29 protein-coding genes are annotated in these 24,556 nt (G+C 42.6%); 10 read left to right on the forward strand and 19 right to left on the reverse strand.

Going from position 1 to position 24,556, the window contains the following annotated elements:
* The first annotated feature begins 248 nt into the window (after window positions 1-248).
* Entirely contained in the window at window positions 249-2,624 is a 2,376-nt protein-coding gene (locus tag B0O44_RS04290; RefSeq protein WP_170123268.1) for an ABC transporter permease, read from the forward strand.
* Between the two features lie 14 nt (window positions 2,625-2,638).
* Here B0O44_RS04290 and B0O44_RS04295 read toward each other — a convergent pair whose 3' ends face one another.
* The 7 genes from B0O44_RS04295 to B0O44_RS04325 form a co-directional block, all read right to left on the reverse strand.
* A complete protein-coding gene (locus tag B0O44_RS04295) occupies window positions 2,639-3,148 on the reverse strand; it encodes a GNAT family N-acetyltransferase (protein WP_110827579.1) in 510 nt (169 codons plus the stop codon).
* A gap of 69 nt (window positions 3,149-3,217) precedes the next feature.
* Window positions 3,218-3,958, reverse strand: a complete 741-nt coding sequence (locus B0O44_RS04300; protein WP_110827428.1) for an SDR family oxidoreductase — start codon at window positions 3,956-3,958, stop codon at window positions 3,218-3,220.
* A 126-nt stretch (window positions 3,959-4,084) separates the two neighbouring features.
* Entirely contained in the window at window positions 4,085-5,284 is a 1,200-nt protein-coding gene (locus tag B0O44_RS04305) for a DUF2252 domain-containing protein (RefSeq protein ID WP_110827429.1), read from the reverse strand.
* A 41-nt stretch (window positions 5,285-5,325) separates the two neighbouring features.
* The gene (locus tag B0O44_RS04310; RefSeq protein WP_110827430.1) at window positions 5,326-5,988 is read right to left on the reverse strand and encodes an MgtC/SapB family protein; all 663 of its coding nucleotides are present in this window, start codon (window positions 5,986-5,988) and stop codon (window positions 5,326-5,328) included.
* Window positions 5,989-6,063: 75 nt separating this feature from the next.
* Entirely contained in the window at window positions 6,064-6,765 is a 702-nt protein-coding gene (locus B0O44_RS04315) for a DUF2461 domain-containing protein (protein WP_211321308.1), read from the reverse strand.
* 101 nt (window positions 6,766-6,866) lie between these two features.
* The gene (locus B0O44_RS04320) at window positions 6,867-7,688 is read right to left on the reverse strand and encodes a universal stress protein (RefSeq protein ID WP_110827432.1); all 822 of its coding nucleotides are present in this window, start codon (window positions 7,686-7,688) and stop codon (window positions 6,867-6,869) included.
* Window positions 7,689-7,703: 15 nt separating this feature from the next.
* A complete protein-coding gene (locus B0O44_RS04325; RefSeq protein WP_245943580.1) occupies window positions 7,704-9,113 on the reverse strand; it encodes an inorganic phosphate transporter in 1,410 nt (469 codons plus the stop codon).
* Window positions 9,114-9,309: 196 nt separating this feature from the next.
* Between B0O44_RS04325 and B0O44_RS04330 the strand changes: the two genes are divergently transcribed.
* Window positions 9,310-9,606 (forward strand): hypothetical protein, encoded by a 297-nt coding sequence (locus tag B0O44_RS04330; protein WP_110827434.1) that lies wholly within the window; start codon window positions 9,310-9,312, stop codon window positions 9,604-9,606.
* Here B0O44_RS04330 and B0O44_RS04335 read toward each other — a convergent pair.
* Genes B0O44_RS04335 through B0O44_RS04345 form a run of 3 tightly spaced genes read right to left on the reverse strand, consistent with a single transcriptional unit; the run spans window position 9,587 to window position 11,188 of the window.
* Window positions 9,587-10,102, reverse strand: a complete 516-nt coding sequence (locus tag B0O44_RS04335; RefSeq protein WP_110827435.1) for a DUF4337 domain-containing protein — start codon at window positions 10,100-10,102, stop codon at window positions 9,587-9,589. The two genes, B0O44_RS04330 and B0O44_RS04335, sit on opposite strands and share 20 nt — an antisense overlap.
* Before the next feature lie 60 nt (window positions 10,103-10,162).
* Entirely contained in the window at window positions 10,163-10,744 is a 582-nt protein-coding gene (locus tag B0O44_RS04340) for a pentapeptide repeat-containing protein (protein ID WP_110827436.1), read from the reverse strand.
* A 9-nt stretch (window positions 10,745-10,753) separates the two neighbouring features.
* Window positions 10,754-11,188 (reverse strand): DUF3995 domain-containing protein, encoded by a 435-nt coding sequence (locus B0O44_RS04345; RefSeq protein ID WP_110827437.1) that lies wholly within the window; start codon window positions 11,186-11,188, stop codon window positions 10,754-10,756.
* A gap of 334 nt (window positions 11,189-11,522) precedes the next feature.
* Between B0O44_RS04345 and B0O44_RS04350 the strand changes: the two genes are divergently transcribed.
* Both B0O44_RS04350 and B0O44_RS04355 read left to right on the forward strand, forming a co-directional pair.
* On the forward strand, window positions 11,523-11,954 hold the full coding sequence (locus B0O44_RS04350; RefSeq protein WP_110827438.1) for a hypothetical protein: 432 nt from the start codon (window positions 11,523-11,525) through the stop codon (window positions 11,952-11,954).
* Window positions 11,947-12,798, forward strand: coding sequence for a helix-turn-helix domain-containing protein (locus B0O44_RS04355; protein WP_110827439.1), 852 nt, complete (start codon window positions 11,947-11,949; stop codon window positions 12,796-12,798). Before B0O44_RS04350 ends, B0O44_RS04355 begins: the two co-directional genes overlap by 8 nt.
* A gap of 9 nt (window positions 12,799-12,807) precedes the next feature.
* On the opposite strand, the gene B0O44_RS04360 is transcribed toward B0O44_RS04355, so the two are convergent.
* A complete protein-coding gene (locus B0O44_RS04360; RefSeq protein ID WP_245943582.1) occupies window positions 12,808-13,494 on the reverse strand; it encodes a competence protein CoiA family protein in 687 nt (228 codons plus the stop codon).
* Window positions 13,495-13,626: 132 nt separating this feature from the next.
* On the opposite strand from B0O44_RS04360, the gene B0O44_RS04365 reads away from it, so the two are divergent.
* Both B0O44_RS04365 and B0O44_RS04370 read left to right on the forward strand, forming a co-directional pair.
* Window positions 13,627-13,980, forward strand: coding sequence for an MmcQ/YjbR family DNA-binding protein (locus B0O44_RS04365; RefSeq protein ID WP_110827440.1), 354 nt, complete (start codon window positions 13,627-13,629; stop codon window positions 13,978-13,980).
* Between the two features lie 75 nt (window positions 13,981-14,055).
* On the forward strand, window positions 14,056-14,496 hold the full coding sequence (locus B0O44_RS04370; protein WP_170123269.1) for an NUDIX hydrolase: 441 nt from the start codon (window positions 14,056-14,058) through the stop codon (window positions 14,494-14,496).
* On the opposite strand, the gene B0O44_RS04375 is transcribed toward B0O44_RS04370, so the two are convergent.
* Complete coding sequence (locus B0O44_RS04375) at window positions 14,474-15,028, reverse strand: GNAT family N-acetyltransferase (protein WP_245943583.1); 555 nt, start codon at window positions 15,026-15,028, stop codon at window positions 14,474-14,476. The genes B0O44_RS04370 and B0O44_RS04375 overlap by 23 nt on opposite strands.
* A gap of 70 nt (window positions 15,029-15,098) precedes the next feature.
* Here B0O44_RS04375 and B0O44_RS04380 point away from each other — a divergent pair, with 70 nt between their 5' ends.
* Entirely contained in the window at window positions 15,099-15,554 is a 456-nt protein-coding gene (locus B0O44_RS04380) for an SRPBCC family protein (protein WP_211321309.1), read from the forward strand.
* A gap of 23 nt (window positions 15,555-15,577) precedes the next feature.
* A complete protein-coding gene (locus B0O44_RS04385; protein ID WP_110827441.1) occupies window positions 15,578-17,014 on the forward strand; it encodes an alpha-L-fucosidase in 1,437 nt (478 codons plus the stop codon).
* Between the two features lie 21 nt (window positions 17,015-17,035).
* On the opposite strand, the gene B0O44_RS04390 is transcribed toward B0O44_RS04385, so the two are convergent.
* The 5 genes from B0O44_RS04390 to B0O44_RS04410 form a co-directional block, all read right to left on the reverse strand.
* Window positions 17,036-17,395 carry a DUF4180 domain-containing protein gene (locus B0O44_RS04390; RefSeq protein WP_110827442.1) on the reverse strand — a complete coding sequence of 120 codons (360 nt, stop codon included), beginning with the start codon at window positions 17,393-17,395 and terminating at the stop codon, window positions 17,036-17,038.
* Window positions 17,396-17,411: 16 nt separating this feature from the next.
* Entirely contained in the window at window positions 17,412-18,437 is a 1,026-nt protein-coding gene (locus B0O44_RS04395; protein WP_110827443.1) for a phosphotransferase, read from the reverse strand.
* A 13-nt stretch (window positions 18,438-18,450) separates the two neighbouring features.
* Window positions 18,451-18,882, reverse strand: a complete 432-nt coding sequence (locus B0O44_RS04400) for a MarR family winged helix-turn-helix transcriptional regulator (RefSeq protein WP_211321310.1) — start codon at window positions 18,880-18,882, stop codon at window positions 18,451-18,453.
* Window positions 18,883-19,271: 389 nt separating this feature from the next.
* A complete protein-coding gene (locus B0O44_RS04405; RefSeq protein ID WP_110827444.1) occupies window positions 19,272-20,036 on the reverse strand; it encodes a PKD domain-containing protein in 765 nt (254 codons plus the stop codon).
* 101 nt (window positions 20,037-20,137) lie between these two features.
* The gene (locus tag B0O44_RS04410; RefSeq protein ID WP_245943584.1) at window positions 20,138-20,692 is read right to left on the reverse strand and encodes a GNAT family N-acetyltransferase; all 555 of its coding nucleotides are present in this window, start codon (window positions 20,690-20,692) and stop codon (window positions 20,138-20,140) included.
* A gap of 170 nt (window positions 20,693-20,862) precedes the next feature.
* Between B0O44_RS04410 and B0O44_RS04415 the strand changes: the two genes are divergently transcribed.
* Window positions 20,863-21,423 (forward strand): histidine phosphatase family protein, encoded by a 561-nt coding sequence (locus B0O44_RS04415; RefSeq protein ID WP_211321311.1) that lies wholly within the window; start codon window positions 20,863-20,865, stop codon window positions 21,421-21,423.
* On the opposite strand, the gene B0O44_RS04420 is transcribed toward B0O44_RS04415, so the two are convergent.
* A complete protein-coding gene (locus B0O44_RS04420; protein WP_110827446.1) occupies window positions 21,415-21,828 on the reverse strand; it encodes a ribosomal maturation YjgA family protein in 414 nt (137 codons plus the stop codon). The genes B0O44_RS04415 and B0O44_RS04420 overlap by 9 nt on opposite strands.
* A gap of 169 nt (window positions 21,829-21,997) precedes the next feature.
* On the opposite strand from B0O44_RS04420, the gene B0O44_RS04425 reads away from it, so the two are divergent.
* Window positions 21,998-22,228: a DUF4287 domain-containing protein gene (locus B0O44_RS04425; protein WP_110827447.1), complete on the forward strand. Its 231-nt coding sequence runs from the start codon at window positions 21,998-22,000 to the stop codon at window positions 22,226-22,228.
* A 15-nt stretch (window positions 22,229-22,243) separates the two neighbouring features.
* Here the strand turns inward: B0O44_RS04425 and B0O44_RS04430 are convergent, their stop codons facing one another.
* Window positions 22,244-24,337 carry a tetratricopeptide repeat-containing sensor histidine kinase gene (locus tag B0O44_RS04430; protein ID WP_110827448.1) on the reverse strand — a complete coding sequence of 698 codons (2,094 nt, stop codon included), beginning with the start codon at window positions 24,335-24,337 and terminating at the stop codon, window positions 22,244-22,246.
* Window positions 24,338-24,556 lie beyond the last annotated feature (219 nt).

A 24,556-nucleotide genomic window follows, 5' to 3' on the forward strand; every position in this document is an offset into this window, starting at 1 on the left:
CCGACCTAAAACTGTTCATTAACGGACAACAGGATGTTCGCATGCGAACAAAACTGCAGCAGCATCGTAAAAGTAAAAATCTAGCGCTGAAATGTCCATATCTGAACATCAACTGTTCGATACTGCACAGAAACAAAAGAAACAAATGCGTAATTTATCCAAAAACGCCACATCTGGAATACATTTGCATTATGGCACAGCATTGGTATGAGCCGCATCGGCTTACAGAAAATAAAACCAAGCATAACATGTTCAAACTTAATCTGAAAATAGCATTGCGTAATATTCTGAAGAACAGGGTTTCTTCTTTTATAAATGTTACCGGACTCGCCATCGGACTGGCTGCCAGTCTGATGTTATTGCTGTATGTATCCTATGAACTGAATTTCGATAAACATTCAAAAGATTCAGATCATGTATATATCGCAATGTCAAATGTCAAAGATGAGAGCGGAAAAATTGCCGTTACTTTCGATGGGACCCCAACGGCCTTTTCACCGGTAGTAAAACAGGGCATCCCTGAAGTCCGTTATATTTCCAAAATGAATTACGGGGCTAAAAGGCTCATCGCTTATGGAGAGAACACTTTTAAAAAACAGGCTAAATTTGCCGAACCTGACTTGCTTAAAATATACGATTATGAATTTATTGCGGGTAACCCTAAAACAGCTCTTGCCCAACCAAAATCAGTGATCCTGACCGAAAGTACGGCAAAAACACTTTTTGGAACAAACCAGGCCCTTAATAAGTCAGTAAAATTTGAGAATCAAGAGGACTTAACGGTAACCGGGGTCATTAAGGACCTTCCGGAAAACAGTTCCAATAAATTTGATTTTTTAATGCCCTGGTCTTTTTATGAAATGGTTAATGAAAATGCAAGGGACTTAAACTGGAGCAACTACAGTTATATTACGCTCCTGATGCTCCGCCCGGACGCGGATGTAAACCTGGTCAACCAAAAACTCAGTAACCTGGTCAAACGTTATCAGGACATCAAATTCAGTCAGCCGCAGTTTCTTTTTCCTTTGAGCAAATTACATTTACACGGAAAATTTGAAGCCGGTAAAAGTGTGGGCGGTGCTATAGAACAAGTTTGGCTTTTTATTGGTCTTGCTTTTGGAATATTAATGATCGCCTGTGTAAACTTTATGAATATGGCCACTGCAAAATCAGAAAGGCGCAGCAAGGAAGTGGGCATCAAAAAGACCATTGGCGCAACCAGAGGGTCACTGATTGCTCAATTCCTTATAGAATCTGTTTTACTTAGCCTGTTTAGCATTGTCATTGCGCTTGCCCTGGTAGAGGCCTTTTTGCCTTCGTTCAATAGTTTGCTGAACATTAAAATGGAAATTACGTATTTTAATATCTATTACTGGGTGGCACTGTTGGGCATTGTACTGTTGACAGGGCTGGCAGCCGGCAGTTATCCCGCATTTTATCTTTCTTCATTTAATCCGGTCCAGGCCTTAAGAAAAAAGGTCTCCGCCTCTGGTTTGTTTTCCATCAGCATCCGGCAACTGTTAATTATTGGCCAGTTCTGTTTTACCGTTCTGCTGATCATCTCCACACTGGTGATTTATAAGCAAATACAGTACATTAAAAATAAGCCGCTTGGTTCTGACGTAAATACATTGGTTGAAATGCCGCAGGACGGAATGCTGGTCCAAAAATATGATTTACTGAAAACCAGGTTACTCGCCTCCGGGGCAGTCACCAGTCTGTGCCAGTCTTCAGAAAGCCTGATCCACCACAATTCTTTTTTTAAAAATGCAGAATGGCCGGGAAGTACCCCTGCCCAACGCAATATTATGTTTAACAGGGTAGCCACAACCTACGATTTTATCAAAACGAATGGGTTAAAACTTCTTAGCGGAAGAGATTTCTCCCTACAACATGCTTCAGATTCGGTTGCTGTCCTTGTCAGTTCATCGGCAGTTAAAACCATGGAACTCAAAACCCCCATTGGGACCAGCATCAAAATAGGCGGCCAGGACAAGACCATTATAGGTGTTTTTGAAGATTACGTATGGGATTCGCCTTACAAATCCAGTACCCCTCTGTTCATCTATTTCAATAAGGAAAATACAGGTACCATTACCATGCGCCTCAACCCGGAAAACAACCTTCACCAAAACATAGAAACCATTACAAAAATCAGTAAAGAATTAAATCCCTCCTATCCCGTAGAACTTCGTTTCACCAATGAAGTGTATGAAATGACCATGGAAAAGGAACAAAGGTTGGGGACATTGTCCAATATTTTTGGCGGTCTGGCTATTTTTGTGTCGTGCCTGGGCCTCTATGCACTGGTTGCTTTCAGCGCAGCACAAAGGACCAAAGAATTTGGTATCCGTAAAGTCCTCGGGGCTTCTGTGACAAACTTAATGCAATTGTTGTCCTGGTCATTTTTGAAACTGATTTGCATTGCAATTTTCATCACGGTTCCTTTTGCTTATTACATGATGAACAAATGGCTTCAGAATTTTGAATACCACACGAATATTTCCTGGTGGCTTATTGCAGCAGCTTCCGCCGGTACTTTAGCCATTGCCCTGATGACCCTAAGTTATCAGGCCTATAAAAGTGCGGTATCCAATCCTTCTGAAGCCCTTAAATATGAATAGCTGATTTGTAGGGCTTACAGCTTAATTTCAAACAGACAAGCAGGGACACCATGATAATGATCTGGTAGCCCTGTTGTGTCTTTTAAATCAAACATACCCAGAAAATCAAAACCAGCATTTTTGTAATGTTCAATCAGTTTTAAATTTTCGCCCAGGGTATCCAGACGCACATAATCTTTTCCCTGGTCCCTGGCATATTCTTTTGCCCAATGAACAATTCTGGCCACAAAATTTTCACCTCTGAAATCCGGGTTGGTTGCAATCCGGTGAATATACAGGGCCTTATCTTCATTTTTTTCTTCCCAGATCTGCTCATCTGTAAAAGTCGTGGCCCAAATACAGGCGGTCTTTCCGTCAATACTTAGTTTCCACTGCCGATTCTGGGAAATTTCGGTTTCTATGAGCTCTCTTTCAAATTCCGGCCAAACCACTACCTTTTGCTTTGATTTCTGATAGTCAGAGGCAATTTTATACAGCCGAAAAATCTCTGTCACATCCTGTGCATTACTGTTTTCTATGTTCATATTGATCATTATTTTCTGCCGGTAAATTTAAAACAGTCCGCAGTGCCCCAAAACCCGGAACTTGCTCTATTATCTCCCCTGGTTCATCACTGTTAGTGCCTGGGCAGGTGAAGACAGGTACAATTGATAAAACTGTTCTGTTCCAGCCACACGGATTTCAAACTGATCCTTTTCCAGAGCGGCCATAAATTCATCGGCCACCTGGAAGGCCGGAATTCCGGTATGCCCGTCAATGCTGGCCGAAAATTCTGTATTCACCAAAGGCGGCATCAGTTCAAATACTTTTATACCCGTTTCCTCAAGGCTCAATCTCAAAGACTGACTGTAAGAATGCAAGGCGGCTTTACTTGCAGCATAAGTTGCCAGTCTGGCCCCCGGGGCAAATGCCACAATAGAAGACACCATCACAATTGCAGCTGCCGGCTGTTGTTTCAATAAGGGCAGTAATTTTTCATTCAACCTGATGACAGAAAGGTAATTGGTCAGCATTTCAGCGCCAGCTTTTTCAAAAGTATCGTTATCTGTCTGAAGATTTCTCAAAAAAGCCGTCCCTGCGTTGTTGATGATCATATTTAGTCCGCTAAAGTCGCTGCTGATCCTTGCCACCAGCCCTTCTACATCTGCCGCGTGGGAAACATCGGCAACAATGGGCGTCACCTGCCCCAACTTCCCGGCAGCTTTTTCCAGTTTGTCTTTATTGCGCCCGGTAATAATCACATGGTTACCTTTGGCAGATAATTGTTTGGCCATTTCAAATCCGATTCCAGCACTTCCGCCGGTAATCAATACGGTATTTTGCGAAGTTTTCATTTTACATGCTATTAAATACAATCTGTTCCTGTGCCTTTCTTTAGGCTGAAACAGTGCACAATAGTAGGTATTAAAATATACCGAATGGTATTTTATATGTAAAATTAAAATCTTTGAAACCCTCCTTTAGTGCACAAGCGAGGGAAGACCGGCGCAGTAGTCTTTATAATCCAGGTTTACCTGGGCAGCATACTGCTCGGCATAGTCCAGTAAAGGCTTTTGCCAGTCCTTTCTGCGGGCAAAGGCAATCAACTCCCCATTGGGCACCGATCCTTGTATACCACTGCTTCGCAGCTGAGCCGAGGCCGTCAGTACAGCCATGTCCATCAGAACACACTTCATATCCTTCAAATTGCGGGCAAGAACTTCTAAATTAATTTTATCGGCAAAAGGCTGCATTTCCTGAAGTACAAAATCATCACCTTTAAAACGACTGGTGCTCAATAAAGCGGGGGAAACATTTTGCATCCGGTATTTTATAGTGATCATCCTTTCTGCTTCAGTTTTCCAACCTGGCTGGGGATTTTTGTTATAGGGCTTCAAAGAGGAAGCCACTCCCTGCTTCAATTCCAACAACAAAAACTTGTTCTTATTTTTCAGGCCCTGTAAAAGGAACATATAGCGTTTCAATCCTATACTTCCAGTACCGGCAACGCGAAAAGCGGCATCTTTGACCACGTATTTATTTGGCCAGGATTCTGTTTTTTTTATCCAGCTGCCCAGATGCCCGATCAATTCCTCTTTAAGTTCTTTTTCGAGTTTAAAATGGGTCAGGTTGTCAATTTTAATGCGCAGGTCTTTACCGGCCACATCAGCAACCTTTTTAATCAGCTCCTTTTCTTTTCTTTTTTCCACCCTGCTGAGAAAATCCATTACAATGCCATCCGCTGTTCTGGGATCAATGGATATCGCTTTGCCACTGCCCAGGGTTTCTATATATTTATCCAGAAACAACCCGCTCATTTTTACAGCCGCTGATTTCTTTAGTTTAAGCGTACCAAAAGCGACATATATACTGGTCAGGACCCGGGCCAGCTCCCAGTTTAAAGGTGAAAGCATTGATTCATCAAAATCGTTCAAATCAAAATATACCTGCCTGTTGTTTCCTCTGAAGCTTCCGAAATTTTCCAGGTGCAAATCCCCACAAATCCAAACCAAAGGAGAAGAAGGAAACGATTTGGCTTTAACCAAATCCTGATAAAAAAGATGACAGGTACCCCTGAAAAAACGAAAGGGGCTTTCGGCCATCGCTTTATATTTTAACTGAACTTTATCTGGCAAAAGGCCCGAATTGAATTTTTCTATCCGCTCTATAATTGTGCTCATTTTTTTTAGTTTTTGTATATCGCAACAATAAAAAATCAGTATTACCAGTTAAAGGACCTCACTCCGGGCTGGTCCAGCAACCAATTGTTAAATTCGGTCAGTTGATCGCCATTACCGGAAACCTGAGCTTCCATAATAATCTGTTCTTCACTGCGCTGCAATTTAACATTGATGGCCTTGAGTTTCTGGATCCCTATTTCCATTTGGACCTGCGTCATGATCATGCGGTCCTGCAATACAATTCTGTAATCCCGGTGCTGAAAATGAAAATCAAGCCAAAACTGGATAAAATCGAGTGCATAAAGGATAAACAAAGCAAGGACCAGTGAAATTGCTGACAAGGTGTATTCGCCGATGCCAATAAACATTCCAATCGCCGCTGCAATCCATATCGAAGCAGCTGTTGTAATTCCCGAAACGGAAATGTTGTTCCTGAAAATAACCCCCGCCCCCAGAAAACCCACACCGGTAATTACATTCGCAGCGATCCTGTCGCGGTTGTCTTCTACTCCAAGTAAATAAGAACAGAGGGTAAAAATCGTTGAGCCAAAACAAATCAGCGCCAGGGTGCGAAAACCTGCTGATTTCCCCCGGATTTCTCTTTCCAATCCAAGAATACAACCACAGGCCACCGACAAGGCGATCTTAAGAATTTCGTTTCCGTAAATATCAGACGAATGGGACAGGATCGAATGAGCAGACATATGTAAAAGATGCTAAGTACCTAAAGATAAATATACTTAAAATTAACATCATATTTACCTCGGGTCCCTGCAATTCTATACCGTCAGGCCATTGGTATCCGAAGTCAGGACTTCGCTCATGTAATCAAAAAATGGTCGCATCTGTTGAAAAGTAAGGTCTGCCTGTTCTAAAAAAGAAGCACTGAAAACCTCTTCATCTGAAAAAGGACGGACCAATAAGAACTGCTTATAGCGCAGCAAATCAACAGCTTCATTTTGCGGGTCAAAACCTTTGGGTACCGTTTTGAGTTGTTCTCCTTTAAGACTTCCGAAAGTTTTAACAAAAGCCTCACTCTGGATGATGTTCCTTAATGGGGCAGCATCAAAAGAAATGTCATCCCTGATTAATTTTAAATCTTTAGGCTCAGGGCCCCAAAAACCTCCGGCAATAAAGCTATTACCCGGCCCGAGATGAAAATGATAGCCCCCCCGGCGGTACTGGGTGGCCCTCCGGAAACTACCGCTCCAGTGTGTTTTATAGGGTGTTTTATCATTGGAAAACCGCACATCCCTGTAAATACGGTACAGGCTCTTTTTTCCAGAAGGCGTCTCTATCACATCATGGACAGAAAGTTTTCGCAGCAGGGCCTCTGCAAAATTTTCTATATCCCCTAATTCCTGCTGATAAGCCTGTTTATGCGCTGTAAACCATTCTTTATCGTTGTTTTCTTCAAGTGCTTTCAGAAAAGCAAAATTCGAAGGGAATATTTGTGGTACAGCCAGAGGTTCAGACATCATATTTTTACGGATTTAAAAAAGAATACCCTGGCGTAAAGATAAGGGCAATTTCCATTCAAAACCATCATCATTAAATTTATTCTGCAAAGCCGGCCCGGCCCTTATTCATGTAAAACCAAAATGGCTTTAATGGATTTGTTCATGACCTGGTTCACTGTACTCCTGTTGAAGATCCTGTACAACATATTGTGATGGTGTTTGACCACACACAGGATATCTGTTTTATTGCTTTCTATAAAGTCCATAATGCCATCTGTTGTATTGCTGTGGCTGATGTAATTAAAGACCAGGTGAGTGTCCTTAAAAATGGTTTCCAGAGCCTTTTCACCTGTGGTTACGGGCGGCATATCTGGTTTTTCCATCACATTGAGCACATGCAGTTCTTCAGATCCGAAAGCAAAAATCACTTCTTTTAAAATACTCACGTCTATCACTGAAAGCTGCGTCGAAAAATCGGTGGCCAGGGTAATGACCGGGTTTTTAAAAGGTTTGCTTTCTAAAGGGATAACCAGGGTCGGCACTTTAAGTTTAGAAACGATCATGTTTGCAGTGCTGCCTACAATGCCGGTAATTCCGGTTGATCCGGTAATGCCCATCAGCAGCAACTCTACCGGATTGGATTCAATATAATTGGAAATCACCGTGTTCAAAAAGCCCACAGCACACAAAGTCTGTACTTTAACCTCCCGGTATTCGGGTTTACTGCTCCTTTCCAGGGCCCAATGGGAAAGCGCCTCCCTTTTAGAGTTGTAATAGTTTTCAATGTAAATGGCATTGTAAATGGAGTTGTCAATGCCTTCGGTAGGATGTATCGCATGAATGGCACATACCTCTAAATGAAGTATCCTGGCGAGCTCTAAGGCATAATCCATTGCATTACTGGCGCAATTGGAAAAATCTGTAGCAACGAGTATCTTTTTCATCTGGAGCTTAATTAATTACAGAAATAATCTAAAAAGGGTAAACAACAACAAGGACAATACAATACAAACAGGCAAAGTCAGTACCCAGGCCATGGCAATACTTTTAAGTGTCTTGTTGTTCAGGTTTCCGGCCCCGCCCTGGGCAACCATTGCTCCTGCTATACCACTGGAAAGTACATGGGTGGTACTCACCGGAAGCCCCAGACCGGTACTTAAACCAATGGTCGCTGCACCTACAAGTTCGGCCGTTGCCCCCTGCGCATAATTTAAATGTTCATTACCTATTTTTTCACCAATGGTGACCACAATTCGTTTCCAGCCAATCATGGTCCCCAGGCCAAGGGATATGGAAATGGCCGCAATAACCCATAGCGGAGAAAAATCAGTCACTTTATTGAGGGCTTTATAAGAAAGGGCCAGCTGCTCCTTTTCGGTCTGGGAAAGCTGAAGCTCCTGATTTGTACTTAATGCCTTGATCTCTTTGCTCACCTTTTCAATATCCTTTCTAAATTTAAAAATTTCAGCTGTACTTCCCTTTGCATTCTGACCAATTTCTGATTCGGTTTGCCGGATCAGATTTTTTACGTTCAGAATGGGCGCCTGGTGATTGGTATTGGCAGCCAGCAATAGTTCCAGCGGAAGCTCGGCGGTTTCCAGGGTTTTTAATATACTCGCATTTGAAATGGAATGGTCTATGGCAAATTTGGCGGGCAAAAAAGTAATCAGAATGAGCATCAGCAAACCGACCCCTTTTTGTCCGTCATTACTTCCGTGAAAAAAACTAACCAGGGTACAGGTTGTAATCAGTAAGATCCTGATTAAAAATGGAGGTTTATCACCCTCGCCCTGCGGAATATGAAAAAGCTGTTTTGCTTTAATTACATTTTTTAGAAAAAACATCAGCAGTACAGAAGCACCAAAGCCAAATATAGGAGAAAGGATCAAGGAAAGGCCTATTTCTTCTGCTTTGCCCCAGTTTACACTGCCTCCATAAAAATAAGTAAACCCAATGCTTCCCCCGATCAGGGCACCAATAAGGGTATGTGAACTCGAACAGGGAATCCCCAGGTACCAGGTTCCAAGGTTCCATATAATAGAAGACAAAAGAACAGCAAGCACAAGACAGGCGCCTACCTGCACGGGCAGGTTCATCAGCTCATCCAAAGGAACCAGCTTTAAAATGCCCATCGCAACGGCCACCCCACCGGCAAAAACCCCCAGAAAATTCCATATTCCTGACCAGGGCACGGCAATATTTGGTTTTAATGCCTTTGTATAAATCACCGTGGCTACCGCATTTGCCGTATCATGAAATCCATTTACAAACTCAAAAGCCAAAACACTAAGCAGGCAGATCAGAAAAATAATTAGAACCGGATAACTCAAATCTATTGCCCCCATAAAAGGAAGCGTAATACTATTCATCGTTGACAACATTTGATCTTAAATGGATTGTTTAACCAAACATCTGATTTTTAGACGGTTTACACGGACGATCCATATTAAGTTATTGTTATGATATTGTTCCCTCATCGACCGAAATGCCCTCTTTATTTAAATATCAGTGGATTTAAGCAGATCTATCAGATTTGTACGTAGCTTTGGACAAGATTAAAACCTAATGGCAGTATTACATAGAAAAGAAGAAAAAATTGAAGTTGTGCTAAGTAAACTTCCAAAAAAGTATACCGACAAGCAATTTGTCGATACATTTATACAGCTTTATTCCAGAGACTGGGGCAAAATAAAAGCAAATTATATTAAACACTCCCAGGATAAAGAGCCGGGAACGGTAATTGTCATGCCCAAACCAGATATATACCTGATCAATGTTTTAAACACTTATCTGGAAAACCTTAAAGCGGCAAAAAAAACGGCCACTAAAAAAGCGAATCCCCCTACAAAAGACCCGAAATAAAGCAGAAAACACCAAACAGTGCAAAAACAAGTCCCAGGTACCACAGCCACTTGCGCCGGGTCAGGATAGAAATGGCCGAAACGGCAATGGTAATCTGAAACAAGGTAACCGATTTGGCCAGGAGCACATGTTTTTCCAAATGATCTTCAGATAATTTTTCATGAGCTCTTGCCGCCGTCTGGATCTGTTTTTGCTCCTTTCTATATTTTTCGACGTCTGCACTATGGTCTGCCCCACCAATCTGAAGGGATTTGATTTCAGCTTTAATGCCTTTTGCCTGATAATAGGCCCACTGGTCCGAAGCGCGTATCTGTTCTATGAGGGCCTCATTAGAATGATGCCCGGCCAGTAGCCCAGCTATTGCCGCCAAAACCGCTACTAAGGCCGTTGAGATGGCCAGGGACATCACCCATTTCTTCTCTGTCTCTCTGGCTTCTTCGGTTTTCTCCTTAATGGTTTCGTGCAAATGCTCCGTAGGCACTTCTATATCTTCCATGGCTTAATTTATTTCCGATATTAAATTTACCATTTATCCGGCAATCCTCCTATTCTAAAATCAGTTCAGACCTTCAATGTCAATATCATATTTGCTCAGCAAACCAGTTACTGCGGGCAGGGAGAACCGGGTCTTTTTCAGACGGTTGAGTTCCGGATCAATCGTATAATTAAATGCCGTCCTGAAATCTGTCTTTTCAAGGATCGTCTGATCAAAAGTAGCCATCCAGAGGTCACATTCTTCAAAGACAGCCTGGCTCAGGTCCGCAGCTGAAAAATCGACCTCCCTTAGCTGCGTGTTTTTAAAAATGGTCTTTTTTAATTTCAGTTGAAAAAACGAGGCATGGTCCAACAGACATTTGTCAAAGTGAAAAGAAAGCCCGAAGGCATTGCACTGCTCAAATTTTAAACCCAAAAGCTTGCAGTCTTTAAAGCTGGCCTCACTTAATCTGGTTTTAACCAGTTTGACCAAACTCAGGTTACAGCCTGTAAAACTACAGGAAGAAAAACTATAACCCGACAAATCCATCTCATAAAAATTGCAGCCTGTAAAGCTGCAGCCTTCGTATTCCCCTTGCGGTAGCGCTGCTTTGGTAAAATCCAGTTTTTCAAAACTCTTGTCAGCAATATATTCTTGTGCCATTTTTATACTTTAAATAAATTCAAAACAAATCAGGTTGCTCAAACCAATGTACAGGCAAAGGGGGGTATACAATTTACTGTCCCATTTGGCAAAGGAGGTGGTTTTAATTTTTTTGCTTAGTCCCACATATTTAAAATCTCCGGCCGCCCGGAGTAAAAACAAAATCCCAATACCCAATAAAACATAAGTATTCGAAAAAATACGGCCAGAAAAAGTAAAAGGTAATGCCAGCGCTGTGGTAAACAAAGCAAAAAACAACAGGGCCAGAGCCACTAAAAATGTTCCGGCTTTTCCCGGGTTCATTACTGGCTGGTGATTTTCCGGATTTTGGGGCAAAGCATTCGTTAAGGCCCATTTCCCACCTAAAACCCAATACAGGTGCAGCCCCGAAAGAAAGGCAAATACAAGCACATTGAGCCACAAAAAAGCATTGACCATGGTCATCTGTCCAATTAAATCCGGGTCTAAAATTAGACATTTAAAACGAATTCCCCGAAGGGATTAAATTATGCCGGAACCTAATTTCAGGGCTGGTATAAATGGCTACAGCTTCCTATGGAGAAAAATTCTAATCTGCAGGAAAACAGGAAAAAGAGGCCTTTAAGCTATTTATAATGATTCAAAATAATTTGAATGTCATTTCCTCAAAAGCCCTTAAAAATGCAATGATTACCCGCAAAAATGTAATTTATTCCATAAGGCCAACCTTAATTTTGTCCTGACATCGCCCGAAAGGTAAGGACCTGGGGCGAACATCTTCCCCTTAAACATAAACGTAATGACTTCAAAAGATAATTTTTCCTCCGCCGCAGAAGTACAACTTCAAAACACGCTGGTGCTTTTTAGCACCCAGTACTTTTTACACAGCACAATTGAGCATGTGCATGCAGAATGGATTAAAACGGCCATCTTCCAGAGTGGAGAAAGGCCTCCTGTACCAACAAGGGCATCAAAATCCTCAGAAAGAGCACTCCTGGTTTCCCTGATCGGGGAACTGGTTCAAAACACCTATACAACAATTTCTGCCGCCTTATACCAGCAAGTGAAAGAACGCTTTGGAAAGAGTTACAGCCTGGAACTGATCAATGCCATTATTGTACTGAGCTCCTGGAATAAAATGAACATTGCCTTAAAAAAACACAATCACATGATATTCAGTGCTGCCGAAGAAGCTAAATTTGAGCCGCACAAGCGTTATCTGTATGGATAGTCAAATACCAAGGTATCAACTGCAAATTTCCCAAACTGGTCAGGACCTGTTTATGATCAAATCTGCCGATGCGGGTTTAGACCTTTATTCCATGTATCACGGGCCTCATACGCACGACTACTATTGTTTAAGTTTTTTATATGAAGGCAGCACAGAACACTCTGCGGACCTGAAATGGAGCAAAACAGAAGCACCTGCGATCCTGCTGCTCGATGTAGACCAGGTCCATACGCATGCCTCTACCAAAGATTGTAAAATTATTTACATCTGCTTCTCTCCCGACTTTTTGCACAGGGGACATATGAAATCGGCCCAATGTATTGATTCGGTTTTTTCCCAGCCTGTTGTTCAGCTCTCTGCCTGCCAGCTGCAGGAACTGGACACCTATATCCAATTGATTTTCAAGGAACAGGAAAAAGGCAGCCGGCAGGACATCCGCATCATCAGCAGTCTGCTGGACATCATTCTGATTTTAACTTTAAAATTTTCGGAGTTTTCTGAACCTGCCCCCTACGACCACAAAAAAAAGGAACTGTACCTTCGTTTTAAAAGTGTTTTAAAAACGCATTTTAAAATGTACCATCAGGTTAATTATTACGCCAGCGCGCTTCAGGTGGGTACCGATAAACTCACTGAGGTGATTCGGATGTACACTGGCCGAAGTCCCAAACAACTGATAGATGAGCGCTTAATTGCAGAAGCAAAAAGGTTACTGTACTGGTCTGATCTAAGGGCCAAAGAAGTAGCCTGGGAACTTGGTTTTGAAACAGATGCTTATTTTAACCGTTTCTTTAAAAAACACATGGCCATTACGCCCAAGGAATTTCAAAAATCAAAATCATAAGCCAGAAAATCATTTTCCTAGCCCAAACTGCTCCAAAAAAGACTTTCTGGAAATCATATGCAGGTAAGAATAATCCCCGGAAATTTGTCTGCGGTGTTTGAGCTGGTACAGGAAATGTCCGCCTAAATCTACGATAATGGGAAACCTGGCTTCATACCAGACCCGGTGCGGGTGTTTCCAGCAAAAAGAATAATAACAAGAGCTAAGGGCCAGTCTTTTCAATTCCGGGTGATGAAAATTCAGCACCTTTGCCCCATTTCCTTTGATCCTAAAATCGTTTTTTCGGATCATGCTCAAATGGTCTGTATGACAAAAATCATATTCAGCAAGTTTTGGGTCATCTACATCCGGTAAATTTTTCAGTACCCGGAACCCCTTAAATTTTTTCCCGTTCAACACCCAGACCAGTTTTGAATAAAAGGCTTCCCTGCTCCGGAGTTCCGCAATTGCAATTGGAGAGTTTTGAAACTCAATGGTTGTTCCGCAAGGTGTATGTACATCTGCCCGGTGCAATTCACCAGCGGCAGGGTCTGTAAAACTCACTTCCCTGTAAGGTGCAGGAAAAGCTTTTTTCCAGTTCCGGTGCCAGGGGGTCTCCCCCGGATAAAACCGCATGACCTGTTTCCCCGCAGCAGCGATAAAATCTTCGTTTGGTGCTTTAACCTCACCATAGGATACATCCGGTTTAAAATCCATGTCAAAAATCTGCAAAGAAATAAGCAGTCCACAAATTTATACTAATATTTTTAGCAGTCAAAATATTTATTCGTACATTAGTCTTTTGATAAAATCAAATAAATTTTTACCAGAATTTATATTTCTGAACTCATGAATATTGAAGAATTACGCGATTATTGCCTGCAAAAATCCGGGGCCACTGAAGAATTTCCATTCGACGATCAGACCCTGGTTTTTAAAGTCGGGGGAAAAATATTTCTGCTCGTTGGACTTGAATATGGAAACCGTTTTAACGTTAAATGTGATCCGGAAAGGGCTATAGAGTTGCGGGAACAACATCCTGAAATTATTCCGGGTTACCACATGAATAAAAAGCACTGGAATACGGTATATACCGATGGCGGGCTCCAATACAATTTGCTCAAAGCACTGATTGATCATTCTTATGACCTGATCCGGGCCAGCCTGCCCAAAAGCCATGCTTATTTTAAAGCGTTGAATTAAAACCAGCTCTGTTTTCCTGGTAAAACCGATCAGAACATTCCTTTATATTTGCTCCGTTTAAAGACCCAAAAACCAATGAATCCCGAAATCGTAGAATTGCATACCGCAGGACTGCTTGTCATTAAAGATCAAAAAATACTACTGGCTTTTAGCAAAAATAAAAAGGCCTGGTACCTTCCCGGTGGAAAGGTAGATGCCGGGGAAACAGCCATTCAGGCCCTTCAACGTGAAATCAGGGAGGAGCTGAACCTGGATCTGGACCCTAAAAAACTGGAATTTTACGGACATATTACCGCGCTGGCCTATGGTGAAAACACCAACATCCGCATGGAACAGGATTGTTTTATGTATCCGCTCAGCGAGAAAATACAAGCCAGTAATGAGATTGATCAGGTTGCCTATTTCGATCTGGAAACCTACAGGAAAGAACCAGCCCAGGTCCCCGGGGTATTAGAACTGTTCAGCAGGCTTCACGCGGATGGAAAAATTAAGCTCAGCCAGCCCAATCCTGCTTAAGGAAGGCATACAATACCAGATCTAAAAATTTACCGTTCACCAGTTCGGCCTGCCTCAGAATTCCCTCCTGGGTAAAGCCCAACCTTACAGGAACGGCCCTGCTGCCTGCATTTTCAGTAGCAGCTTTAAGTTCTATTCTGTTTAAACCAAGTTCGTTAAAACCATAGGCCATCAGGGTCCTGCAGGATTTGGTGATGATCCCCTGTCCCTGGGCCTGTTTGTCCAGCCAATAACCTATTGCCCCGCTTTTATTTTGCAGGTTTAAATGGTGAAGGCCAATCCGGCCGCAAACCTTGTCCTTGTTTTTAATGACAAAACTCACTTCTTTTCGCTCCCGATAAAGCAATTCGCAGTTTTGAAGATAACTTTTCACATGACCGGGGCGCTCCATATCCTCCACCCAGGACAGAAACCTCGATAGATGTGCCCTGTTCCGGTCGATTACTTCAAAAAGTGCCTCATTGTGTTGCAGGGAGGTTAGCTCCAGCCTGATGTTTTCATTAACGTCCAGAATCATGTGGTTTTCGTACATTTTTACCCGATTATAAAATTAGCCATAAACGCCCTAAATAAATTTACTATATTCAATTTAAAAACGAATCATGTCAAAGCAAACCTCACCCGCTGTTACTGCACAAATGCTGATCCGAAAACCGGTTTCCATTGTTTTTGAAGCTTTTATAGATCCGCAGATTACCAAAAATTTCTGGTTTACCAAAGGAAGTGCCAAACTGGAAACCGGAAAAACGGTCACCTGGGAATGGGAAATGTACCAGGTTTCCAGTACCGTGCTGGTCAAAGAGATTATCCCGGACAAAAAAATAACCGTTGAATGGGACGAATATTCCACCACCGTAGATTTTGAATTTGAGGCCCTTAGTGATCAGAATACCTATGTAACCATTAGCCAATACGGATTTAAAACCAGTGGAGATGAATTATTGACCGAAATCAATAATGCCAGCGGGGGTTTTACTACTGTACTGGATGGCCTTAAAGCCTATCTGGAACATGGCCTGCTGCTCCATTTAATTGCCGATAAATTTGCAAAAAAATAAAAAGTTTAATCCCCGGTTTCCCCATGAAATTATTAAAAATTTTAAGCTTCCCACTATTCTGTGCTGTGCTTTCTGCTCAGGCCCAAAGCAGTAATGTGGTCCACATTTCCTCCAAAGACACTGAAAAAGACATCCTCACAAAAGCAGCTTCCCTGCGGCCTTCAGCAAGGCAGCTTCGCTGGCAAAATCTGGAACTGACGGCCTTTTTCCATTTTGGGATCAATACGATGACCAATAAGGAATGGGGTGACGGAAAAGAAGACATCAGCACATTTAACCCTGAAGGGCTCGATGCAAAACAATGGGTAAGGACTGTAAAAGAAGCAGGCTTCAAACAAGTGATCATTACGGCCAAACACCATGATGGTTTTTGTTTATGGCCCAGTAAATACACCGAACACTCCATTAAAAACACCCCTTATAAAAACGGAAAAGGCGATGTGGTGCAGGAAGTCGCCCAGGCTTGTAAAATGTACGGCATTGGTTTTGGCGTTTACCTTTCTCCCTGGGACAGGAACCATCCCGATTATGGGGACACAGAAAAATACAATGCTTATTTTCTAAACCAGCTGACCGAACTGCTGAGCAATTACGGCCAGGTCGATGAGGTTTGGTTTGATGGGGCAAACGGTGAAGGCCCTAACGGAAAAAAACCGGTTTATCATTTTGAAGACTGGTACCGCCTGATCCGCAAACTGCAACCCAATGCCATTATTGCCATTACCGGACCAGATGTACGCTGGGTAGGCACCGAAAGCGGTAAAGGGCGCACAACCGAATGGAGCGTGGTTCCCGTAGACCAGCAAGAGAATGCCCATACCGCTAAAGATTCCCAGAAAGACATTGCTTTTCCACCCCAGGGCGATATGACCGACAGCGATTTAGGCAGCCGGGAAAAAATTGTAAAGGCAAAAACCCTGGCCTGGTATCCGGCAGAAACCGATGTTTCCATACGGCCGGGCTGGTTTTATCACCCCGCCGAGGACGATAAAGTGAAAACACCCGAGCAGCTGATGAATATTTATTTTACTTCTGTAGGGCGTAATAGTGTATTGCTGCTCAACATTCCACCAAACAAACAGGGCCTGATCAGTGCCAGTGACCAGAAGAGCCTTAAAGCCTGGAAGGATCAGATGGATGCCACTTTTAAGCACAACCTGCTCAAAGGCGCTGCAGTAAAAAAAATGCCAATGGAGTTTCAATACGAATTGAAACAAGCAAAAACCTTTGATGTCCTTTCCCTGCAGGAGGACATTGCCAAAGGACAAAGAGTAGAAAAATTCAGGGCTGAATACTGGAATGGCACAAAATGGGTCCTTTTCGCCGAGGGAACCACCATCGGCTATAAACGTCTGATCAGATTTGATCCGGTCAGGGCAACAAAAATCAGGTTAAAAATTGAATCCTCCAGGTTAAGGCCTTTCCTTTCTCTGGTCGGTTTGTATAAAATGGCCGGGTGAAAAACGCCCCCGGCCATTTTTCTATTTAAAAAGCTGCTGTACGGCTTCTGCTACTGAAGGCAGAAAATTAACCAGTTTGCCATTATTGCTTTCAAAAATAAAGTCCCGGATGCTTTTACCAGGATATTTTTCAAAATCGCCAACAATCACCAGCTGCACCCGGTAATTGGAAAATTTCTGCAAAACCTCCCCTGCCAGGCGGGTTTTAAGGTCAAAAAATTCGGGTGTTATGTTCTTTTCATGTACAATCACTTTGTCAAAGCCCTGGTAATACAGGTCCACAAGCAATTGCAGCCCTTGCTCGGCATCATTGATCAATACGTCATCTGAAATGACTTCCGCTATTTTGGTTTCACCCGATTGGTGGATTTCTATATTCATAAAATTCGATTTGTAATTAAGACCATATTCTTTTTATTAACGCCACAGATTCATTGAACCGACTGCTGCGCATACTTTGAAGGGCTTCATTAAACAAGGCCTTACCAAATAAAAATTGTCCGGGATAAGCACCAAGATTTATTTTTCCCTGCCCCAGCAATTCCTTTACTGCAGCCAGGCGGACACTTTCTATTTCGGAATCATGGGCTGTCCCTTCAGGGCTGGAGTAGCCCGCCAGTCTGAACATCAGCATGGCGTAGACCATACGGCAAATTTGCCGCATCAAGAAAAATCTGGCCCGCTGTTCAGCATTTGGTTCAGCGCCCAAATACGCCTCTAAAAAAAGTTCTTCCTGCTGCGCATCGTTCACATAAAAGTTTGCCGTAACGGCCAAATCCACATAAGGGTCATTTTTAAAGGCCGCATCCCAGTCAATGACCCATATTTTACCTTCACCAAACAACATGTTATTGGGATTAAGATCATTATGGCTGGAAACCTTATCCTCATCTTCCCAGGGATAAGCATCCAGTACCAGCTGGCAATAATCAAGGCATTCCTCTACCGCAGCACCTTGCAGCATTCCTGATGTCCTGAACTGGGTAAGCAGTCCGGCAACGGTTTGCTGCACATTACTTTCCTTGCTAAAAAGTGGCAGTTCATGAATAGACCGTATCGTTTTGGCCAGCGCCGGCAACAGTACCGTGGCAGGTTTGAACACAGTGTGCAGCGGTTCACTTTTAATAAAAGCGCTCAGTGAAATTCCTTCTGCAGGGTTCAGGTAAAAAACAGCAGGCGCAAGCCCTCCGGCAGCCGCTATTTCCATAGCCCCCGGCAATTCCTGGAGCTGACCAGGCTGAGGAACATCCAGTTTTAAGACATAAAACTGTTCCTGGACCTTTATTTTATATACGGCCGAAGCAGAAAGACCACCCCTAAGTACCTCAATTTCCTGAACATTGGTGTGGTTAAAAGTTTGTTTTAATGCCTGTTCCACTGAAGCTAACCGGTCAGCTGACAGCACATTTTGTAAAGTTTGCATTTGTACTAATGATTTAAATAATGTTGCCTCCCATTCCACTGAGCAATTCAGTTAAGGCTTTACAATTTTTTGATTTTCCCCGGGGAACGATCTCCAGGGCAAGGTCATCGGCTGTCGTTTTCGAATCTTCAAACAATTGTCTGCCGGCAGGGCTCAACACCACATAACTGACCCTGGCATCCCGTTCATTGGATTCTCTGCTTACCCAACCCACTTTTTCCATGGGCAGCAGCAAACGTGTAATTCCTGAAGCCGTGATTCCAATTTTATCTGCCAGGTCAATTCTTCTCATTTTTCCTGCGGGTGCCTGTTGCAGCAGGTAAAGAATCACAAAATCATTAAAGCCCATTCCATAAGCGTTTAAAACATCAAAACGTTTAGAAATGACAGCCTGTACTTTAGAGAGGTTCATCAATAATTTAAGGGAGGAATTTATTGTTGACATATACTTGACTACTCAACGATTATGCAATAATACAAACTTGCATTGATCTGGTCAAATTTTATTGGATTTATCCTTTTAAAATCATTTTTTCTTAGCAAAAAAAATGATTAAGACCCGGAACGCCCCTATCCTAAAAGTCTTTGTACCCCTTATCTTTAACCTCGCTTTTATTTGGCTTTCCTCAAAACAAAGACGAATGAAACCCGGGTCAGGCACAGCTCAATAACAACCTGGCTATCGGGGAACCTTCAGGCCTATTTTGGCTTTTCCTAAGGTTTTGTTAAAATGATCTTCGGTGTTAAAGACAAGTGTTTTTAAAAGGTGTTGTATTCAGGATACAACACCTCATTTTAACGGTTAAAAAGTTTATCTATCGATAATACTTTAGCCTATTGATAAACTCCATCCAGACTGAGCTTAGTGTTGTTCACTGTGCTGGACCACTCAAAGCCACCAGAAAAATCGGTTAAAACTGTAGTTGATCCAACAAAATCAGAGGTAAACAGCAAATGTGTTCCACTGGCATCTTTCACATACAAGGCAAATACAAATGAATATTTTTTGCTCACTTTATCGTCAAGGGCTAGTTTTCCAGGCACATCAATCACCACAGGATAAGTGGCATCCGCCGGTACGTTAACTACATTGCTTTTAAAATAATCCGGAAATTCAAAATCACGGTTTAAAATCCGATCATAGGTAAGAAGTGTATTTTTACTTTTATAAACTTCTACCCAAACCGTTCCCCCTGCAAATTTTGTCAAATCAGAAAATGGGAAGGGGGTCCATTTGGCCAAATCTGTAATTTTTATCTGATTCACCTGGGGAGATAAAACTTTTACCTGCTTTTGGACCGTGGATACCACACCATCTTTATTTTTTACCGTCAGTGAAATTTTAAAGTCGCCGCCCTTATCAAAGCTAAGAACAGGTGTTTTTTCGGTAGAAGTAGTTCCGTTACCCAGATCCCACAAATACGAAACAGCGTTTGAAGAATTGTTAACAGGAACGATCGTTGTGCCTACTTTTACTGTAATAGAAGATTCCTTTGCATCTCCGAAATTGAACCCTGCTTCAGGACTAGGGTTTTCATTGTTTTTTTTACAGGCACTTAAACCTAAGATAAAGAATAATGCTATAGTATATTTTTTCATGAGGGCGATGGATTAATTGATTTACCATCTAAAATAAAACTTTTATCAGGTAAATTATCCTTGTAACATATTTTTTTCTATAAGGCAAATCAGCAGCAGAATTACAGTCCAGTTTCCCACTCCATTTTCCCGATCCTGTACACAAAATTCTTTTTGGGTGTTTCTCCGTAATAAGTAACCTCCTGTTCTCCTATTTTAACTGCATTCAATGCCTGTATGGCTTTCTGGGAACGGATATTTTCCGCACCGATGTGAAAAAGAACCTGCGTGGTAAAGCCAAAGGCATGATCTATCATGAGTTTTTTAAAGGAAGGGTTATAGCCCTGCCCCCAAAATTTACGCCCAACAAAAGTATAGCCTATAAAGATCTGGTTCTGCCCGGCATTATAATCATAATACCTGCTGCTGCCGACCACTTCCCCGCTCAGCTGGTCCAGAATCAGATAAGCGCCACCAGATTCTATGGCCCCTTTAAAAAAGTTCCGGAATACCTCTTCTTTATAACGGTCCTTATTGGGGTGTTGCGCCCAGATGAGCGGGTCGGAGGCAACCGCATACAGACGTTCAAAATCATTTTCCTGAAGAGGCACAAGCCTGACCAGTTCATTTTCAAGGTTTTTTTGAAGATCTACTCTTTTTTCCGGGACAGACATCATACAAACAGGTTTATAAAATATTTATGAAAATTTAAATGGAGTTTAGTCAAATAAAACCCTTTCAAATCAAGTTGAGCATAAATTTACAAAAACTACTTCAAGCAGCACAACTACAGAATTAATTTAGTATTGCGCCCTTTCTTTGAAAAGTCATTTACAATCTTAAAAAAATGGTCCACTTAAAAAACAAAATCCTGGCGGCACTGGTACTTTGCCTGTGTACCTCATTAATGGGTTATGCCCAGGATAAAAATCTTAAACTGATCTTTATCCGGCATGCCGAAAAACCCATCAAGGGCAGTAACCTGAGCTGGCAGGGATTGAACCGTTCGCTGCAATTACCAGAGGTGCTGTATAAAAAATTCGGCACGCCAAATGACCTGATTGTACCTGCCCTGGGACTGGGCGATACCACAAAACATTCCAGAATGTTTCAAACCATTACGCCATTGGCCATCAAATACAACCTGGTGGTTAGCACTGTATTTAATTCAACAGATTATGCCCTGCTTGCTAAAAACCTCCAAAACCGTAAAGGGACGGTCATTATTACCTGGGAGCACAAAGGCATTCCTCAAATTATCAAAGCGCTGGGTGTTGCTGAAAATTTAACCTGGCCCGATGAGGATTATGACAGCATCTGGATCATCTCTTTCGAAAATGGTCATGCCCGGCTGGTCAAGGATAAAGAAGATTTAAATCCATCAAAATCCTGGGTAAATTTACCTTAAGGGGGCATCAGTTTTAAATCCGGTTCGCCTTTTCCCTGCATAAAGCACCAGCAAACAAAGCGCTGTTCCGGCTGTATAAGCCAGGATGTCGCTCCAGAGAAAGCCATGCCCGAGCACCAGGCCACCCAAAGTGGTGTTTCTGATCTGGTTGATCCATACTGCATCGTAAAGCTGGCTCAGTTCGATCAGGCAACATACCGATAAGCTGATCGCCGCGACCTTCCCCTTACCAGTATGGATCAGCAAAAACTTAACCATAAAAAACATCATCACCGCATACAATACATCGCCGGTAATTAAAGGAACAAATGCAATTCGCCTCGATAAAATCCCGGCGGCAATGACCGCAACAATGAGCAGGCCGTACCCAAACCTCGTTTTTATATTTCTATTTTCTAATTTCATTTTTCTTGCGCTGACCAGGTCCGGGGCTCAAAGATAACCAGGATTTTTATAAGTCAAGACCCAGGAACATAAATGTCACGATCTCCCCTTTAAATTGTCATTTAGTACCATTACCGGTGGCCTGCTTTTCCTTTATATTTGTATGCTAACCGATTTAAATTAACAAAATATGTCATTTCAAGCCTACCTAAAAACCATTAAAGAAAAAACGGGACTGGACCCAAAGGACTTCAGGACTAAAGCGGAAGAAAAAAACTTTACCCAACACGGACAGCTGCTCCCGGCTGTAAAGGCCGGAGAAATCGTAACCTGGTTAAAAAATGATTACGATTTAGGACATGGGCATGCTATGGCCATTTATGCTTTATTGAAAGGGATCAAAGATGAAAACAGTCAATAAGCGCTGATCAGGGCCTTAGCTGTGATCTGGTTGTTGAAGCGGTAGTTTTACATAAAAAACGGTCCCCTTTCCCATGGCGCTTTCGAACCAGATCTCTCCCCCATGGACCTCTACAATTTGTTTGGAAATGGCCAGCCCCATGCCAAAAGACTGTTCCCCTTCGGTCCCGGGCCGGTTGGCTTCGGTAAACATATCAAACAATTTATCCCTCAGTTCCATAGGAATTCCAATGCCCTGATCTTTCACTAAGATTAGGGCATGGTGTTCTGTAACCTGCATTTGCACAAAAATACGGGTATCCCTTGGACTAAATTTAATCGCATTGGCAATCAGGTTGCTGATTACCCGCCACATCTTTTCCCGGTTAATCAGCAAGGTAAGATGACCGGTTTCAAGTTCAATTTGCTGCCCTTTTTCTTTTGCTTTGTGTTCCAGCAGTTCCACACAATAATGCAACATGGCATTCATATCTACAGCTTCGGTAAACAAAATTTCCCTGCGGCTGTTTTGCAGCAGGTCATTGATGAGTTCCATGGAATTTTGTCCTGAGGTTCTGATCAGCTGCAACATTTCCTTTTGGCCTGCCGAATGGCCACCTTCTTCTAAAAGAATATCTGTGAGTGCAGTAATGCCACCTATAGGGTTGCGAAGGTCATGCGCCACCATTTTCATCATCCTGCTGTTCTCTTCCTGGCTCTGTTCCAATGCACTGAGTGCGTTTTGCAGGTGGGCGTTTTTGTGGTTAATGGTCAGGTACAAATCGGTGAGTTCTTTTACATTTTTCCTGGAGCTTTTCAGGTTCCTGTACACCAGCAGCAGCAGGGCAATAACCATCAGGGCCACCACAACGACAATCCAGATGTAAGTCGTTTTGAGCTGGTTGTTTTTACTGAGCAGGGCCAGGTGGTATTGCTGGGCAGTATCCCTGAAACCTTCATCCAGATCTGCATTTTTTTTGCCCTGATCCAGCAGGTCAATGGAATCTTTTAAGGCATAATATTTTTTACTGAACCGATAGGCAGCAGGGACATCGGATGTTTGATCAAAGTAAGCCCATTTTAGTTTATACCAGTTTAAGCGGATATTAGCCTTGCCCAGGTTTTGCTTTTGCGGCCTTGCCAGTTCCTCTTCAATCTGCGAAAGTAAGGTATCCACCGCTTTAAAATCCAAGCGTTTCAGGTACAGCGCGGCCAGCTTAAGCTGCGCAGTTTGTGCATCTCCCATGGCATAACCAACCCTGTTGTTGATGCTGATGCTGCGTTTTAAATACCACTCTGCTTCTTTAAACTTTCCCAGTGTGGCATACGTTCCGCCCAGGTTTCCGTACACCACCCCCCTGGCCGAGCTGATAAAAGGCAATTTATCCGGAAACTGCTTTTCCCTGTCATCCATAAAGGACAACGCCTTTTTGTAATAATAAACCGCAGTATCGGGCATGCCCGACCGTTCATAGCACAAAGCCAGCGTATTGAGCTGAGACTGCGGATAAATAAACAGGTTGATAAAACCGTCGTTTATTTTGCAGCGTTTGTTGTATTCAAAAGCCTGCTTAAAATACGGAATGGCTTTCGCATAATTTTTCTGGTTAAAGCGGACCAGGCCCAAACGATAATTCAAGGCACTATAGGCACAGCTGTCGAGGTATTTTCTGGCAAATAATCTTGCATCGTAATAATATTTAAAAGCCATGGCGTATTTTGCCTGGGCAGTGAGTGCTTCTCCTTTAGACAAAACAGCACTGACATATTCTTCGGGATATTCTTTTTCCAAACCGTTCAAAACCACAAGCATGCTGTCGGCATACAGGATCGCTTTTCCCGGATTGGCTTCATAATTTAAAAAGTAAGCCGACTTAAAGCTGTATTTTGCCCAATTGTCATACACCCCGATTTGTTCCAGCCCCTGGTAGGCAGAATCCAGATAAAAGATGGCACGCTTCAACTGCCCCTTATCAATCAGGCTGCTGGCATGGTCTAAAATTTTCTCAGCGTAACGGTTTTTACGGACAGTATCATTTTTTTTAGTACAGCCGAACAGACAAAAACTGAACATCAGCAGACAAACAAAGTTCAGGGGTCTTCCGGGATGAAGATGAGATAACGATAACATAGGCCTGGTATTACGGAAAACGGAGTTATTTACTCAGAAATCCATTTCCCGGATTGGCCCTAGGTGTTGGCCCAGCCGGTACTCGGTGTTGCTCAGACAAAAATCTGACCAGTTCTTTCGACCGGTACTTTCAAAGGGTTAATCCTGCAATCCAGCACCATTTTCCGGCCATAAGCATTAAAAAAAATCCCGGTGTATGTTTTTTTAGCCAAGCCAGCC

The organism is Pedobacter nutrimenti (genome assembly GCF_003208655.1).
In the GTDB taxonomy this organism is placed as follows: domain Bacteria; phylum Bacteroidota; class Bacteroidia; order Sphingobacteriales; family Sphingobacteriaceae; genus Pedobacter; species Pedobacter nutrimenti.

What these genes read in the sequence shown, in the direction of transcription:
- B0O44_RS04370 (WP_170123269.1), top strand. Translation starts at nt 14,056, where the DNA reads ATGAATCCCGAAATCGTAGAATTGCATACCGCAGGACTGCTTGTCATT.
- B0O44_RS04315 (WP_211321308.1), bottom strand. Translation starts at nt 6,765, where the DNA reads ATGATGTCTGAACCTCTGGCTGTACCACAAATATTCCCTTCGAATTTT.
- B0O44_RS04310 (WP_110827430.1), bottom strand. Translation starts at nt 5,988, where the DNA reads ATGTCTGCTCATTCGATCCTGTCCCATTCGTCTGATATTTACGGAAAC.
- B0O44_RS04405 (WP_110827444.1), bottom strand. Translation starts at nt 20,036, where the DNA reads ATGAAAAAATATACTATAGCATTATTCTTTATCTTAGGTTTAAGTGCC.
- B0O44_RS04395 (WP_110827443.1), bottom strand. Translation starts at nt 18,437, where the DNA reads ATGCAAACTTTACAAAATGTGCTGTCAGCTGACCGGTTAGCTTCAGTG.
- B0O44_RS04400 (WP_211321310.1), bottom strand. Translation starts at nt 18,882, where the DNA reads ATGTCAACAATAAATTCCTCCCTTAAATTATTGATGAACCTCTCTAAA.
- B0O44_RS04300 (WP_110827428.1), bottom strand. Translation starts at nt 3,958, where the DNA reads ATGAAAACTTCGCAAAATACCGTATTGATTACCGGCGGAAGTGCTGGA.
- B0O44_RS04350 (WP_110827438.1), top strand. Translation starts at nt 11,523, where the DNA reads ATGACTTCAAAAGATAATTTTTCCTCCGCCGCAGAAGTACAACTTCAA.
- B0O44_RS04365 (WP_110827440.1), top strand. Translation starts at nt 13,627, where the DNA reads ATGAATATTGAAGAATTACGCGATTATTGCCTGCAAAAATCCGGGGCC.
- B0O44_RS04360 (WP_245943582.1), bottom strand. Translation starts at nt 13,494, where the DNA reads ATGGATTTTAAACCGGATGTATCCTATGGTGAGGTTAAAGCACCAAAC.
- B0O44_RS04305 (WP_110827429.1), bottom strand. Translation starts at nt 5,284, where the DNA reads ATGAGCACAATTATAGAGCGGATAGAAAAATTCAATTCGGGCCTTTTG.
- B0O44_RS04335 (WP_110827435.1), bottom strand. Translation starts at nt 10,102, where the DNA reads ATGGAAGATATAGAAGTGCCTACGGAGCATTTGCACGAAACCATTAAG.
- B0O44_RS04325 (WP_245943580.1), bottom strand. Translation starts at nt 9,113, where the DNA reads ATGAATAGTATTACGCTTCCTTTTATGGGGGCAATAGATTTGAGTTAT.
- B0O44_RS04415 (WP_211321311.1), top strand. Translation starts at nt 20,863, where the DNA reads ATGGTCCACTTAAAAAACAAAATCCTGGCGGCACTGGTACTTTGCCTG.
- B0O44_RS04420 (WP_110827446.1), bottom strand. Translation starts at nt 21,828, where the DNA reads ATGAAATTAGAAAATAGAAATATAAAAACGAGGTTTGGGTACGGCCTG.
- B0O44_RS04425 (WP_110827447.1), top strand. Translation starts at nt 21,998, where the DNA reads ATGTCATTTCAAGCCTACCTAAAAACCATTAAAGAAAAAACGGGACTG.
- B0O44_RS04385 (WP_110827441.1), top strand. Translation starts at nt 15,578, where the DNA reads ATGAAATTATTAAAAATTTTAAGCTTCCCACTATTCTGTGCTGTGCTT.
- B0O44_RS04295 (WP_110827579.1), bottom strand. Translation starts at nt 3,148, where the DNA reads ATGAACATAGAAAACAGTAATGCACAGGATGTGACAGAGATTTTTCGG.
- B0O44_RS04340 (WP_110827436.1), bottom strand. Translation starts at nt 10,744, where the DNA reads ATGGCACAAGAATATATTGCTGACAAGAGTTTTGAAAAACTGGATTTT.
- B0O44_RS04380 (WP_211321309.1), top strand. Translation starts at nt 15,099, where the DNA reads ATGTCAAAGCAAACCTCACCCGCTGTTACTGCACAAATGCTGATCCGA.
- B0O44_RS04290 (WP_170123268.1), top strand. Translation starts at nt 249, where the DNA reads ATGTTCAAACTTAATCTGAAAATAGCATTGCGTAATATTCTGAAGAAC.
- B0O44_RS04430 (WP_110827448.1), bottom strand. Translation starts at nt 24,337, where the DNA reads ATGTTATCGTTATCTCATCTTCATCCCGGAAGACCCCTGAACTTTGTT.
- B0O44_RS04355 (WP_110827439.1), top strand. Translation starts at nt 11,947, where the DNA reads ATGGATAGTCAAATACCAAGGTATCAACTGCAAATTTCCCAAACTGGT.
- B0O44_RS04375 (WP_245943583.1), bottom strand. Translation starts at nt 15,028, where the DNA reads ATGTACGAAAACCACATGATTCTGGACGTTAATGAAAACATCAGGCTG.
- B0O44_RS04390 (WP_110827442.1), bottom strand. Translation starts at nt 17,395, where the DNA reads ATGAATATAGAAATCCACCAATCGGGTGAAACCAAAATAGCGGAAGTC.
- B0O44_RS04345 (WP_110827437.1), bottom strand. Translation starts at nt 11,188, where the DNA reads ATGACCATGGTCAATGCTTTTTTGTGGCTCAATGTGCTTGTATTTGCC.
- B0O44_RS04410 (WP_245943584.1), bottom strand. Translation starts at nt 20,692, where the DNA reads ATGATGTCTGTCCCGGAAAAAAGAGTAGATCTTCAAAAAAACCTTGAA.
- B0O44_RS04330 (WP_110827434.1), top strand. Translation starts at nt 9,310, where the DNA reads ATGGCAGTATTACATAGAAAAGAAGAAAAAATTGAAGTTGTGCTAAGT.
- B0O44_RS04320 (WP_110827432.1), bottom strand. Translation starts at nt 7,688, where the DNA reads ATGAAAAAGATACTCGTTGCTACAGATTTTTCCAATTGCGCCAGTAAT.